8 protein-coding genes and 1 pseudogene are annotated in these 14,159 nt (G+C 70.2%); 5 read left to right on the top strand and 4 right to left on the bottom strand.

The features are described from left to right. Positions 1-10: 10 nt before the first annotated feature. Together OG299_RS37155 and OG299_RS37150 are read right to left on the bottom strand one after the other, a co-directional pair. Complete coding sequence (locus tag OG299_RS37155; RefSeq protein ID WP_327363967.1) at positions 11-4,255, bottom strand: nSTAND1 domain-containing NTPase; 4,245 nt, start codon at positions 4,253-4,255, stop codon at positions 11-13. A 5-nt stretch (positions 4,256-4,260) separates the two neighbouring features. Further along, positions 4,261-4,659, bottom strand: coding sequence for a CU044_2847 family protein (locus tag OG299_RS37150; protein WP_266632970.1), 399 nt, complete (start codon positions 4,657-4,659; stop codon positions 4,261-4,263). A 414-nt stretch (positions 4,660-5,073) separates the two neighbouring features. Here OG299_RS37150 and OG299_RS42855 point away from each other — a divergent pair. Both OG299_RS42855 and OG299_RS37145 read left to right on the top strand, forming a co-directional pair. Then, a pseudogene (locus OG299_RS42855) lies at positions 5,074-5,634 on the top strand (MFS transporter); the annotation flags it as partial. Between the two features lie 40 nt (positions 5,635-5,674). Then, a complete protein-coding gene (locus OG299_RS37145) occupies positions 5,675-6,619 on the top strand; it encodes an MFS transporter (protein ID WP_327363966.1) in 945 nt (314 codons plus the stop codon). An 84-nt stretch (positions 6,620-6,703) separates the two neighbouring features. Here the strand turns inward: OG299_RS37145 and OG299_RS37140 are convergent, their stop codons facing one another. Then, positions 6,704-7,636 carry a hypothetical protein gene (locus OG299_RS37140; RefSeq protein WP_327363965.1) on the bottom strand — a complete coding sequence of 311 codons (933 nt, stop codon included), beginning with the start codon at positions 7,634-7,636 and terminating at the stop codon, positions 6,704-6,706. Next, a complete protein-coding gene (locus OG299_RS37135) occupies positions 7,633-8,025 on the bottom strand; it encodes a hypothetical protein (RefSeq protein WP_266632962.1) in 393 nt (130 codons plus the stop codon). Before OG299_RS37135 ends, OG299_RS37140 begins: the two co-directional genes overlap by 4 nt. Before the next feature lie 171 nt (positions 8,026-8,196). Between OG299_RS37135 and OG299_RS37130 the strand changes: the two genes are divergently transcribed. From OG299_RS37130 to OG299_RS37120, 3 genes are all read left to right on the top strand, one after another. Beyond that, positions 8,197-13,020, top strand: coding sequence for a CHAT domain-containing protein (locus OG299_RS37130; protein ID WP_327363964.1), 4,824 nt, complete (start codon positions 8,197-8,199; stop codon positions 13,018-13,020). A 122-nt stretch (positions 13,021-13,142) separates the two neighbouring features. Next, positions 13,143-13,589 carry an SRPBCC domain-containing protein gene (locus OG299_RS37125; RefSeq protein WP_327363963.1) on the top strand — a complete coding sequence of 149 codons (447 nt, stop codon included), beginning with the start codon at positions 13,143-13,145 and terminating at the stop codon, positions 13,587-13,589. Next, entirely contained in the window at positions 13,586-13,945 is a 360-nt protein-coding gene (locus tag OG299_RS37120) for an ArsR/SmtB family transcription factor (protein WP_266632956.1), read from the top strand. The genes OG299_RS37125 and OG299_RS37120 overlap by 4 nt, the downstream gene beginning before the upstream one ends. The last annotated feature ends 214 nt before the right edge of the window (positions 13,946-14,159 follow it).

Genomic DNA, 14,159 nt, shown 5'->3' with positions numbered 1-14,159 from the left:
AGCCCTTCGTTCAGGGAGCCGTACAGACCTGTCGCTCCGGGGGCTTTACCGGGAGGCTCCCCCGTTCCTCGGCCGTGAACTCGCGGTAGCCGATGATGCTGCACAGCTCGCGCCGCCACAGGTCGGGGTCCAGGACGAGGGGCCCGCCCTTGCCGTCGGCGTCCGCGTAGATGACCGTACGGCCGTCTTTGGACACGTCGATGAAGGAGAACCTGCCATCGGACAAGGCGCCCCTGCCGTTGTCGCCCGGTCGGCCGAAGACGTAGCTGTCGCGGAGGGTGCGACGGGCTATGTCAAAGATCTGCACCGACCCATTGGCAGCCATCAAGAAGGTGCCGTCACCGTCGATGAAAGCTCCGGCCACCGGAGTCTCGCCGCTCTCCGAGACGCTGCGCAGCGGGCTGATCTGTTTGCGGGCCGGTTCTCGCTGCCACAGCTCCAGATGGCTCTGGCCGCGGGACAGTGCGAAGTACCGGCCGCTGGAGTCGAAACGGATGAACACGGCGTCGGCGGCCGTCCGTACCGTCGTGACCGTGCTGCCCGTCACGATGTCGACGATGCGGACGACGGGATCGTCCAGGACGAGTACGGCGACCTGGTTGGGCGCCGGAAAGGCCGTGACGACCACCTGCGGTATGCCCTTGCCCTTGCTGTCGTTCCTGGGATGGAAGACGGCGGTGTCGAACTGCGCGAGCTGCCGGCCCGTATGCGGATCCCATTGCTGGATCCGGGTACCGGAGAGGGTCACGAGGTGGTTGTCCATGTCGAAGAAGAAGGCGAAATCGAGGTCTTTGGGATCTCCCGTGGGTGGCATGGCAGCAGTGATCCGGACCACCTGCCGGAGGTCGGACACGGTCCTGACGGAGAGGGTGTTCTTGCCGTCGCGGTCGGCGAACAGCGTGCCGTCGCGGGTCTGCCGCAGGGGGCTGTTCTTGGTGTCCCAGAAGGGTTCGGGGCGCGGGACCTCGGCAAGCAGCCGGTCGCCGGGTGTGCGGCGCAGTTGCAGGCGTGAGCCGTCACCCAGGACGGTGAGCGTCTTGGTGGCGTCGGCGGTCAGTACCTGCTGGGCGACATCGAGGACAGCGACGGGTTCCGATAGCTCGGTGTAGGTGATGCGGGCGTCGGACCAGCCGACGGCAGTGAACTTGCCGCCGGCGGATATCAGACCGTCGATGTAGAAGTACGACCCCTTCGGTCCCGCAGCCTCGGCCGTGACGACGCCCTGCTCCAAGTCCGCCAGCGTCAGTACCGACGAGCCGAGGAGCACCTTGGACCCGGATCCGTCGACGCCCTCGATGAGACAAACGGACGATTTCCCTCGGTACGGGCGTCCCAGCGTGGAGCCGTCCGAGATCCTGAGGCGGTGGTAGACCGTCTCCTCGCCCTCCACGTTGCAGACCACGGCCGCGGTGCCGTCGCCGGAGAGTGCCGTGACACGTGCCTCCACCACGGTCCGGGCCGTACCCGTGGCCATGTCGATGACCTCCAGTCCGGCCGTGTGGTTGAAGGTATCCACCAGGAAGGAGTGGCCGTCCGGACCGAAGCGCAGCAGAGAGACCATGTAGTACGGGGCGGGTACCGTGCCGGCGACGGTGTCGCTGTACAGGTTCCACCACACCAGCCGGCCCGTTGCCGTGGGCGACGGACTGTTCATCACCCGGGTCGCGATCATCTGGCCGTTCTCCGAGAAGGCTGTCCGGCTGCCGCCGTGCGAGCCCTGGCGCATTCCGTCGACCCTGGGAAGTTCGTGGAGGGGACCGGCGATCGTGCCTCCGGTTGCGGTGATGTCGAACCACAGGATGGTGCCGTCGCTTCGGACGAACGCAGCCCGCCTGCCGTCCGCGGACACCTGGGCATCGGCCAGTTTCAGATCGGCTGCCACTTGCTCGCTGCGGACCTGGCCGTTCAGTGCGTGGACGAAGACGAACGCCCCGCCGAGCTCCGACACGGCGATCACGACGTTGCCGTCCTTGCTGGTCCGCATCCAGCTGATCTTCCCCAGCACGCCGGACAGTTCGCGCGTGGAACCCGAGTACGCGATGTACTGCTGCAGCAGCTCGTTGCGTGCCTCCTGGGTGGGGGAGGTCTTGTACGCGGCCAGGGCAAGCATCACCGAAAGCGTCGCGTCGTAGGGCTTCTCGCTCTGTGCCATCTGGGTCAGCCCGCGGGAGAGGGCCAGCGTCTTTTGCTGACGACCCTGTTCCTGGGCGGAGTAGAACAGGCTCGCGAGGACCAGTGCGAGCGCAACAACCGTCCCGATGCCGGAGAACAGCGCCTTCCGCTTGCGGTTTCGTGACCGGAGCTGGGCGCGCCCCAGATCCAGATAGCCGCGTTCCGCCTCGTTCAGATCGGTGCCGCGCTCGCCCAGCCAGCGCCGGGCGGCGTCCAGTGCGAGGGCTGGGGGCAGCAGCTCCACGGCGCGCTCGCCATGCTCCCAGCGTTCCCGGTCATGCCTCAGTGTTTCCCGCCAGACCAGGAAGGAACGGTCTTCCGCGGCCCATGCGCCCAGCTTGCCCCAGCCGGTGATCAGCGACTCGTGGGAAAGCTCGACCGTCTCGGAGTCTTCGGGGCTGCGGCCGGCGACCAACAGCCGGGTGGCGGCCAGCCGCTGGGCGATCTGCCACTCGTCCTCGCCCAGCTCGCTCCGCAGCGCCGTGCGGCGTGTGGCGGCCGCCGATTCGAGCGGCACACGGATGAGCTGGGTGAAGAGGCGCCGGGCGGCCGGTTCGTCTTCCGCAGCGACCTGCTCCGCCCAGACCCGGTCGGCATAGGCCCCGAGGGCGCCGGGGACGCCGCCGAGTTGTTCGTACGCCTGATGCGTCAGGGCCCCGCCGCCCTGCCGCTGCCACAGCAGGTCCAGGGTGAACCCGAGGAGCGCCAGGGCACCCGGCTCGCTGCTGGTGTCGGCAAGGATGCGGTCGACCAGGTGGGGTTCGTAGTGCACCCCGGGGATGGCATCGACGGGAGCCGTGACGATCTCTCTGAGCTGTCCGGTGCTCATCGGCCCGAGCGCGTAGACCTGCCGGCTGAGGACGTGCCCCAGGCGGGGGTGGGCGAGGGCCGCCTCCAGGAAATCGGCGCGCAGCGTGGTCAGCACCCTGACGGTGGTGGGCAGCTCCTCGTCGAAGAGGACCTCGGCGAGCTCGTCGACGGCCGCGGGAGCGAGTGCGAGCAGCTCCTCGAGCTGGTCCACCAGGACGAGGAGCCGGTGGCCCCCGCGCAACTCGAGGAGGCGGCGCACCAGGTCGGCCAGCCCGTGTCCTCGGAGCAGGCCTGCCATGGCGGGAATCCGTTCGAGCCGTTGCGTCTCGGACAGTTCGGGTTCCAGCAGCGGCAGCAGCGCGGCCGCGAGGGCCGAGAGCGGGTTTCCGCCGGAAGCGGGACGCAGGACCACGGCCACGTCGCCGGTCGATCGGATCCGCGGGAGGACTCCCGCCAGGGCCAGCGAGGACTTGCCCGATCCGGAGGGGCCGACGACGGTGGTCCACCGATGGCGAGCGAGCATCGCGACGAGTTCGGCGGTCTCGGCCTCTCTGCCGTGGAAGACCGGCGCATCGGCCTCCTGGAACGGTGACAGGCTGCGGTACGGCGAGGGCGGAAGGACGAGATCCCGCAGTTCCGGTACGGCCGACAGCAGTCCGTCGGTGGGGATCAGGTAACTCGCCGCAGGATCGCCGGCCTCCGCCACTGCCATCATGCCGACCACGCCGGCGAGCTTGTCGTCCCAGACGGGCCCGCCGCTGAAGCCTCGCGAGACCCGGTAGCCGTCGGCGGCCAGGTCGACCTGTACCCAGCCGTTGGCCTGCCGGGCCCGCAGCACGCCGGAATGCCATACCCCGCCGGGGCGGCCGGAGGGAAAGCCGAAGGCGCGTGCGGGATGGCCCCATACGTCCTGGGCCTCGACCAGCCGGAGGGGATGCGAGCCGGGCAGGGGAGCGCTCAGCCGGAGCACCGCCACGTCCCCGGTACCGGAGGACTGCGGCGGCAACCACGACTCGACACTCGCCGTCGTACCCGGCCCGTCCACCGCGGCCGGCGGCTGCAGCGGCAGGCCGATGTCGAGGCGGGCGGAGGCGTCGGGCTCGACGTCCTCGGGAAGGCCCAGCGCGGCGGAGACCACGTGCGCGCAGGTGAGGGCCAGATCCGCGGCAACCAGGAAGCCGAGGCCCACCGCGTCGCCACGCCCATCGCGGATACGCAGCACGGCCGCGTCGAAAGCCCTCGGACCCGCCGCCCCGACGGCATCGGGAGGCAACGAGCTCACTGTGCCGGGCCAGGGGACGCGGCGGGCACGGCCGAAGGGGAATCGGGGTCGGTGGGCGGCGATTTGTGCCAGGTCAGCGACACGCTGAAGTTGGCCTCGGCCGCCGTGCTGGAGATCACCACATCGGCCTCGGCGGAAAGCGTCAGCCCGAACTCGACCACGATCTCGTCGGGCGCGTCGGCCATTCCGCGAAAGCTCTCGACGAACCGCTGCGCGACGGGCCGGACCCCGGCCAACATCTCCCCCAGCGACCGCGTGGCCCGGGCCACCACCTGACCCGGTCGAGCGACCTGGACCAGCCCCTCCCCCGCCTCCGAGATCTCCACCCTCACCACATCGGACGCCTCGGACGCCTCGCCCGTCGCGCCCACAGGTAACTCCACCAGAAACGACATGCCCGTCCCTTCGCACGGGCCCCGTCCCCGCCGCGTGAGCCCCCCGCCCTCTTTACCTCAGCAGCCGCGCCCGGTGAACCCCTTTGCACCACCGAATGGCAGCAACTGGCCCTGGAAAGACCGGCATACGATGCGGCCGACCGAGCCGGTGCCCGACAGCCGAACGGTCATGGCGGGCGAGCTCGGCAACACGGTCGTCGGTTCGAGGTCGCTCACATGGTCGGCCTTCAGGCTTGGTGATCTCCTTCGGACGCTGCCAGGATGCCTTCTCGGCCCGGTGTGCTGCCGTCTCGGCGCTGCGTTCGCCGGGGTAGTGGACGCCGCGCGCCGCCTGGTGGTGACACCAGCGTCGGCGACGTTCTACCTCGGCAGCTGTCGTTTGCGCACGGGGATGGCGGGTCCTACCGTTGATGAATGGCGGGTCGTCCGGCGTCCCCTCGGAGAACCTTGACCCTGTCGGTCATCGCCCTCTCGAACGTCATGCTCTTCTCGGGCCTGGGGAACATCAGCATCGCGTTGCCTTCGATCGCGAAGGACCTCGGGGTGACGAGCTCGGAATTGCACTGGATGGTCATCGGGGCCCTTCTGCCGATGGCATTTCTCAGCATCATCAGCGGGAGGATCGGCGACGCCTACGGGCGGCGCAGGCTCTTTCTGGCGGGCGTGGCGGTGTTCGGCTTCGCCTCCGTCGGCTGCGCGCTGGCCCCCGTCATCGAGGCTCTGATCGCGTTCCGCGTCCTGCAAGGCATCGGTATCGCCGTGGCCGTCCCGCTGGCGGTGAGCAACCTGGCCGGCGTGTTACCCGTGGAGGAGCGCGGCCGGGCCTTGGGGAGGGGTGCCCGGCTGACCACGGTGGGGACGATCGGTATGACGCTGTTCCTCGGGGCGGTGGTCGAGTACGCCGGCTGGCGGTGGGTGTTCTGCGCCTACGCCGTGATGTCCCTTGTCGTCATCGCCGCCACGTTGCGGTTCGTACCGGAGACCCGCAACGAAAATCCGCCCCCCCTTCGATCCGTTGGGCTGCCTCCTGCTCACCGTCGGGCTCCTCCTCATCGTGCTGGGGCTGGAGCAGTGGTCCGACTGGGGAATCGCCGATGCGAGAATCTGCCTGCTGCTGGGATCCGGAGCGGCGGTGATGTTCGTCTTCGTGTGGCACGAGCTGCGCGCCCCCGTCCCCCTCATCGAACTGAGAACACTGCGGGGCGGTCAGGTTCCCTTCGCACTCGTATTCCTGACCGTGGTGCAGTGCCTCTCGATTTTCCTCACCTTCAACCTTCCGATTTTCCTGGAACACGTGGAGAGTTACGGGTCGCTCCTGGTCAGCATCGTTCTGGCGATGACCAGCATCGGTTCGCCGCTGCTCGCCCCCTACGCAGGCCGGTCGGCCGACGCCGGACGGGCCCGGCTGATGCTGACGGGAGGTCTGGGGTTGGGAGTGCTCGCGGCGGGTCTGACCGTCTGCGGGGTGCTGTCCCGGCAGTACGCGGCGATCGCGGGCGCGATGGTCCTGCTCGGCTGCGGCACTGCACTCGTGTACACACCGGCCACCTCCCTCGTCATTTCGGCCCATCCCGAGACCGAGAAGGGCATCTCCTCGGCGTTGACGGTGGAGGCCCGCCAACTGGGAGCCACCGTCGGGCTGGCCTCGTGCCAGGTGCTCATGACGTCGATGGAGTGGCTCCATCGCAGACCGCTCCTGGAGAAGGACCTCGCGGTCGGGCACGGAGCCCTCGACAAGGTCCTCTTCGACTCCATGGCCGCGCCCGCTCTGGGTCACCGGTCGGCGGCGGAAGTGGACGCGGCCGTCGATTCGGCGTTCGTCTTCGGGTTCATCACGGTCCTCCTCGTCCTGACCGCGATCGTGCTGGCGACGACGCTGACCGCACTGTGGGCGTTCGAAAGGCCCGGTGTCCGCCACCGCATCGAACCGAGCCTGTCGACGGCCGAGGCGGAATCCTGAGGAGGGGCCTGGAGCCTGCGGCTGTCCCGTCGGCGGAACCGAACACGAGCCCGCCACGGCGCCCGGCCGTCTTGCGGTCCTGGTTCAGGGGTTGCCGGGGGTCGTGAACGCACGGTCCGGCGCATCGGCCCCGCGCACCAGGTACTTCGTCAGCAGACGCCCGCTCGCCCGCTCCGCCACGGGATCGGCGGGCAGCGGCCACCGGAGCTGCTTGTACAGGTCGCTCCGGTACAGGTCGATGGCCGCCTCGACCAGGTCGGCGAAGGTGCGGGCCCGGGCGGGGAGGAGGAAGCAGCAGGTCATCGTGACCACCGCGGCGCTCACCGGCAGGGCCCATGGGGTCCAGACGGTGAAGGCCGAGAACAGCAGGCCCCACAGGAAGCCGGCGACCCCGCCGTCCAGGGCCGCCCGTGCCGCCATGAGGTCCTCCCTCGCCTGACCGGGCAGGAGCAGCCACATGTGGGGCCAGACCGCCACCGGGTCCAGGCCGTACTTGTCCACCGGGCGGCTCTCCCCGGCGCGGAGGATGTTTCCCACGCGGGTCGGCATATAGCGGTCCGACTGGCTGGGCCAGTCCCTGCGCCGGCGGTCCAGGTGCTGGAAGCGGGCCCGCTGCTCCGCAGCGGGCCGCCCTTCCGCGACCTCCCCCGCGAGCTCCTGGAGCTCCGTGAGGACGCGTCGTGCCGATCGCCGGGTCCACCGCAGCAGCAGCGGCCGCAGAAAAGCGAAGGGCCGGGGCAGATAGCCCTCGATCAGCCGCAGTGTGCCCTCGACCGCCCAGCCCACCACCGCGCTGCTCGTGGCGACACCCAGGAGCAGAGCGAGGAGTACCGCGACCTGACCCGCTGCGGACTGACGCTGAAGCCAACTGCCGAGGTCGGCGAGCCGGTCCCAGCCGCCGTGGCCGAGCAGCCACGCGAGCAGTCCGCCCGCCCAGAACACCAGGGCCGGCCCGGCCGTGCCCGCCCACCGGTCGGCGAGTTTGCCGCCGACCGACTCCCAGAATTTGCCGATCACGCGGGGCCGGCTTCCGTACGCGTCAGGCGCTCGCCGTGGGTGGGGCAGTCCGGGATCTCTTCCCCCACCTCGAAGCGGTACCAGATGACGTCGCCCTCGGGGCAGTGGAACCGGTCGATGTCGACGATCTCGCCGTCGCCGGAGAGCCGGACCCCCCGCACGCCGGGCGGGCGGTGCGCCGGATCGGCGAGAACGGCCGCCGCGAAGGAGCGCAGTGTCGCGTCGGCAGAGAAGGCCGCCGCGAGTTCTTCGTCGACATCGTCACCTTGGGCGGCCCGGATCAGCAGCGACTCGAGGAGCTGGTCCATCCGGCCCGCCGCGTCGGCTCCGAGGAGCTCCTCGAGGTATCCGCGGACTGTCCTGGCGGCGATCAGAAGGTCTTCGCTCACACTCACCCACCCCCGGACGAATCTAACCACAACCCCGTTTCAGCCAAGTGGAGTTGAGGGACAATGACGACATTGTGTGCGGGTCATCCACCGGGGGGAACCTTGACCGCTCCAAGGCGTCGCGTGACGGTGCAGTACGAACCCGCGGCAGTCGCTCGTGTGCTCGCCGAAATGCTGGCACTGGGTCCTTACGACGTGAGCGACTTCGTCGCCGCCCACGCCATGCTCCTCGACCGCTACGACATGGCCGCGGCCGTCCGGCTGGCCTGCGGGCTCGAGCCTGATGCCCCCCTGGACGCCCTCACCGCACGGCAGTTGTCCAACGTGGGCCTGCTCCATCTCTACCGGGGTGAGGGCCAGGAGGCGGTCACGGTGCTCGACCGCGCGCGGGCTCTGGCCGACCCGGAGGAGCGGGCCATCGTCGACATCTATCTCGGGTCCGCGCACCAGGCCCTGGGAGACGACGCGGCGGCGGTGTCGTCCCTGGAACACGCGGTGGCCGCGGGTACCCGGGAATCGGGCTTCGCCGCCCAGGCACTCGCGATGCTGGTGGCGCACGACGAGCCCGACCGGGCCGTCGATCTGCTGTCGTTCGCGGCTCGTCAGGAGGGCTCACAAGGCGGTCAGGCGGCGTTCAATCTGGCCGTGCTCCTCGCCGGTCGAGGCGATCGCGCCGGAGCGGAACGGGCGTACCGGCAGGCGATCGCACAGGCCCCTGCCATCACCAGGATGTGGGCCGCCAACAACCTGGGCAATCTGCTCACGAGGGCCGGCCACCCGGAATCCGCCGAAGCGGCGTTCCGGATCGCCATCGCCGAAGGCCTGGCCGACTCGGCGGTCAACCTCGGTCTGATGTTCGCCGGGCTCGGCAAGTTGGACGATGCGCTCGCCGCCTACCGTACGGCCGCGGCCATGCCCGATCCCGATCAGCAGGCGCGGGCCCTGACCGACATCGGTGAACTGTTCCTCACCACCGGACGCTTCGAGGAGGCCGAGCAGGCCCTCGAAGTGGCCCTCGCCACGGGCCACCCCGAGCATGCCTGGCGGGCACGGTTCGATCTCGGCTCGACGCTGGCCAGCCTCGGGCGACGCCGGGAGGCACGGCGCCACTTCGAGATCTGCCTGACCGCTCCCGTGCCCCGGGTGGCGGAGATGGCCCGCGCCTGCCTGGCCGATCTGGACCGGGGCCTGGTGCCGACCGAGTCACGCGACGAGACGCATCGGCCTGCGCCCGAGCCCGGACAGCTCGCCGAGTCACTCGCACACCAGCTGTGCGACACGGACACATGGACCGATACGCGGGCCCTCTTGCTGGCCCACCCGGAGAACCTGCAGGCCATCGCGGAGGCCCTCGCCCGGAACGCGACGCGGGCCGAGGCGGAAGGACACGACGGCGACGCGCATGCATTTCGCCAGCATCAGCAGCTCGTGGAAAGGTGCCTGCAGATCGGCATCGACGGGGCGTTCGCCGAGAAGTCCGGTGTCGCGGACATGGCGAACGACGACCTGGCCGTACGGTGTCTGCTCCTCGTGGAGGCCATCGAAAGCCAGCGTGCCACCGGTACGCGCGCCGCAAGCACCGCACAAGCGGCGGCCGCCCTCCTGGACGATCCCCAATGGCACGGTTCCTCGGAGGAGTTCAGGGCACGGGTCCTGGTGCTGGCCGCCGAGGCGACGAACCTCGGTGGGCATGACCTCCCGTACGAGCTCCTTCGGCGGATCATCCGGGAAATGCAGGAGCTGTGGCAGCGCTGCCGACCCCGGTTCATGGGTCTGCTGCCCTACAACCTCGCCTCCGCGCTGCTGACGCACCGTGCGAACGGTGTTCCCCTGGCGGATGCCGACGAGGCGGTGAAGCTGCTGGACGCCCTCGAGTTCACGGAGGACGCAGCCCCCGACGGACAGGCTCTGATCCACAGCCTGCTGGCGGAAGCACTTGCACACCGGGCCCGCGCGAATGTCGAGACGAAGGCCGAGGATTTCGACCGAGCCCTCTCCCTCGCGGAGGATTCGCTCCGGCACCTCGCCGCGGCGCAGGAACTGGGCCGGGACGAGCGCTCCCAGGTCCGCGGCAGGGTGAGCCGTGTGCTCGAACTCCACTACGCGACGACCCGCGACCGGAGCTCCCTCGAACGGGCCGTCGCGCTGAGCCGCCAAGTGGTCGAGGACTGCGGCCCGGCAGGCCGGCTGGTGGCGGTCTACCGCCTCGCCGCACGGCTCCTGGAGCGGCGCAACGTCGGAGACACGGCGGCTGCCGTCACGCTGCTCGGCGAGGCGGCCGATCTCGCTCCCGGCGGCAGCGAGCTCCATGAGCACGTCGTCTACCTGCTGTGCGAGACGCTCCTGGAGGACGGCTACGCCGCAGGAGCGGACGCCCTGCCGGCACGCCGCGTCCACGCGCTCATCTCCCGCAGGCTCTCGGAGATCGACGGCGCCACGTCCAGGAGCCGCTGCCGCACGGCCATCCTGCTCATCCGCCTCTTCGAGCACACCGGGGACGTCACCCTCGTGCAGAACGCCGTGCAGATCCTCGAGGCGACACGCGAAGCCGGGGTCGACGGGAACGACGCGTCCCTGACGGCTCAGGTCCACGGGATCACCCTCGGCGTGCTCTACGAGGCCACCGGTGACGTGGACGCACTGCACCGCTCGGCAGCGGTCCTCCGGGAGCTGGCGACGGGCAGTCCTCCGGAGCCGGAAACCGTCGAGCAATACGGCACCGCGCTCTACACCCTGGGGATCGCGACGGGGGAACTGTTCTATTTCGACCAGGCGGTCGACGTCCTCAGGGCCGGATACGGGGAACAGCCCGAACCCGAACTCGTCCGGCAGCTCGCCATCGCCCTGGAGAACCGGGGCCACCGGCTCCAAGACATCGGCGATCTCCGGGAAGCGGTTTCCCTCCACCGCGAGCTGTACGAGGCGACCGACCCGCAGTCGGCCCTGCGGTGGCGCCGCGCGGCCGATCTGGCAACCGCGCAGCTCAGGCTCGACAACCTGGCACCCGATCCGGCCATGCTCGACGAGGCGATCGTCGCACTGCGCGACGCCCTGCACGGCCGCCCCACCGCACAGGTCGGGACACGGCCCCTGCACAACCTGGCGTCCGTACTGATGCACCGGTACGGGCAGGCCGGCGCCCCGGAGGCCCTCGACGAGGCCATCGCCCTGATCGAACGGTGTGTGTCCCACGAGGCCGCAGCGTCGGCACTGCTCCCCCACTATTTGGCCACCCTCGGTGAGGCATTGACCCTCAGACACTCCCGGGACGGCTCGGTGCAGGACGCCCGGCGCGCGACGGCGACCCTGCGATCGGCCTGCAGGACCGCGGTCGAACAGGGATTCCCGCTCCCACGAGGGGCCCTCATCTGGGCCCAGTGGGCCGGTGACCGCGGTGCCTGGGCGGAAGCGGTCGAGGCTGCCGAACTCGGACTGGCCCATCAAGAGACCTCCGTGCGCACCCAGCTGGTGCGCGCCCACAAGGAAGCCGCCGCCGCCGAACTGGGCTGGCTCAGCTGCCTGGGCGCGTATGCGTACGCGCAGCTCGGCGACACGGCGGCGGCCGCCGTCATCGTCGAGCGCGGCCTGGCCGCGATGCTGTCCGAGGCCCTGGAACGCGAACCGGCCGATCTGGGCAGGCTCGCCGACGCCGGACGCGGCGATCTCGTCCGCCGCTACCACGACCACACGCATGCCATCGCGGAGCTGGCGGCGCTCCTCGACCCTTCGAACGAGGGCGTACGCCGACCCGGCACGCCGGCCGCGGCCGGCCAGTGGGCGGAACCCCTCAAACGGCGGCGCGAGGCACTGAAGGGCCTCATCGACGAGATCCGCGCGGTCGACGGATTCGGCGATTTCCTCAAACCGCCGAGCCTGGAGGACATCAGCGCCGCAGCCGAGACACAGCCCCTCGTGTACCTGCTCGTCACGCCCTGGGGCGGGCTGGCCCTCACGATCGAGCGCGGCAAGGACCGCCCCGGCCATGTCGAACTGCCCCTGAGCCGCGACCTCGCCGGCCTTCTCGCGGCGCATCTGCTCAGCTCGAACGGCCCGGCCCTCCTGCGCGCCATCGGCGTCATCACCGCCGCACTCTGGACGGGCGCCATGAAGCCGGTGCTGCTGGCGATGGCCGACCACCGGGCCATCACCCTCATCCCCGCGGGGACGCTGTCGTTCCTTCCCTTCCACGCGGCGCGGGGGTCGGCGAACCTGCAGCCTGCGCCGGACGACACCTATGCACTGGACCTGATGCGCCTCACCTACGCGCCCAATGCCAGAACGCTGTCCCAAGCCGCCCGTCGCGCTCGCGGACAGCGGAGCCGGGAAACGCGACGTCCCACGCGACTCCTGGCCATCGACGATCCGGAACCGGACACGGCGCCGCTGCGCACCGATGCCGAGATGACCGCTGCGCTCCGGCGCTTCCCCGACCACATCCGTCTCCGGGGCGGCGAGGCCACCGCGGCCCGCACGCTGGAGCACCTCCCCGCCTGCGACGTGCTCCACTTCGCCTGCCACGGAGTCGTGTCGCTCCTCAGCCCCTTGGAGAGCTCACTGCGGCTGTCCGGCGGGGAACACCTCAGGCTCGACACCCTCATGGACACCAGGATCAACGCCAGGTTGTCCGTACTGTCGGCCTGCTCCACCCACGTCTCCGGGATCCAGTCGTCATACGAGTCGGTCAATCTGTCCTCGGCGTTCCTGGTCATCGGCGCCGCCGGCGTCGTCGCGTCGCAGTGGCAGGTCCCGGACGAGGCGACCAACCTGCTCATGGCGGCCTTCTACGACTGCTGGGAGGAAGACGTGGAGCCGTCGGAGGCACTGCGCCGGGCGCAGCTGTGGCTGAGGAACATCACGAACCAGGAGCTCCGGGAAAGCTTTCCGGACACCGTGGGCCCCGGCCCTTCCGGTACGGTCCCCCGGCTGCTCTGGCTGGGGACGAAGCCCTACACGCACCCGTACTTCTGGGCGGGCTTCACGTATACGGGGAGCTGAGCGAATGCGGCCGGGCCGCCGCCCGGCGTGACGACTCCAGACGCAACCTCCGGGTTGCACCTGAAGGACTGACGTGCAACCCTGGAGTTGCACCATTGGATCGCAGATGAAGGAGTTCCGTCATGAGCGAAGACCGGATCGAACGCGAAACCCTGATCGACGCACCCGTGGACCGGGTCTGGCCGCTGGTGGCCGAGCCCGGCTTCTGGGTCGCCGACCCGGCGAGCCCGTCCGGCACCCTGGCCCGGGAGGGCGAGTCCCTCGTGGCGCGGAACGCCGAGTACGGCGATTTCCCGGTGCGCGTCGAGAAGGTGGAGCCCCAGACCTACCTGGCGTACCGCTGGGCCAGCGCGTTCCCGGGCGAGGAGCTGCGCGAGGACAACAGCACCCTCGTGGAGTTCACCCTGACCGCGGAGGGCGACAAGACGAGGCTCCGCGTCGTCGAGAGCGGATTCGCGACCCTGGCCGGGTCGGAGGACCTGCGCGCCAAGGCCGTGAAGGACAACACCGGGGGCTGGCCCCAGGTGCTCGACGCCTTCAAGAAGCGCATCGAGCAGTCCTCCGCGTGACGGACGAAGACCGCGGCGGGGCAGAGGCCGTCGACGAGGTCCTCGCCGCCCTGGCCGACCCCACGCGACGGCGACTGCTCGATCTGCTCGCGGCGCAGGGCGAGGCCTCCGCGACGGCACTCGCGGACCGGCTCCCCGTCTCACGCCAGGCCGTGGTCAAGCACCTCGCCGTGCTGGACGCCGCCGGTCTGGTTTCGGGCAGCCGGGTCGGACGCGAAGTGCGGTACGCGGTACGGCCCGCGGCACTTGACGCCACGGCCCGGTGGATGGCCGCGCTCGCCGCCGACTGGGACAGCCGCCTTGCGCACATCAAGCGCATCGCCGAGTCGACAGATCCGAAGCAGGGTCAGACGTAGCGGAATTCGGGGAACTCGTCGACGAACGCGGTGCCCGCGGCGAGCAGGCGGGCGTCGCCCGGCACGAGCAGCACGGCCGCGCGCAAGCCGAGCCGGAAGCGGGCCAGCGCGGCTCCCGGGGGGGGCCGCTGCGGGAGGCGGCGCGGACCGCGTCGGCCAGGCTGTCGAAGAAATGCCCGGCCAGCCGGTCCTTGTCCCGGGCGAGCCGTTCATC

It is taken from the genome of Streptomyces sp. NBC_01296, assembly GCF_035984415.1.
Taxonomy (GTDB): Bacteria; Actinomycetota; Actinomycetes; order Streptomycetales; family Streptomycetaceae; genus Streptomyces.
The sequence above is the reverse complement of the archived record's forward strand: the minus strand, read 5'-3'. Positions and strand labels throughout refer to the sequence as shown.

Bases quoted from the DNA above. Each gene is read 5' to 3' on its own strand.
- OG299_RS37150 (WP_266632970.1), bottom strand. From the start codon at position 4,659: ATGTCGTTTCTGGTGGAGTTACCTGTGGGCGCGACGGGCGAGGCGTCC.
- OG299_RS37130 (WP_327363964.1), top strand. From the start codon at position 8,197: ATGCTGGCACTGGGTCCTTACGACGTGAGCGACTTCGTCGCCGCCCAC.
- OG299_RS37125 (WP_327363963.1), top strand. From the start codon at position 13,143: ATGAGCGAAGACCGGATCGAACGCGAAACCCTGATCGACGCACCCGTG.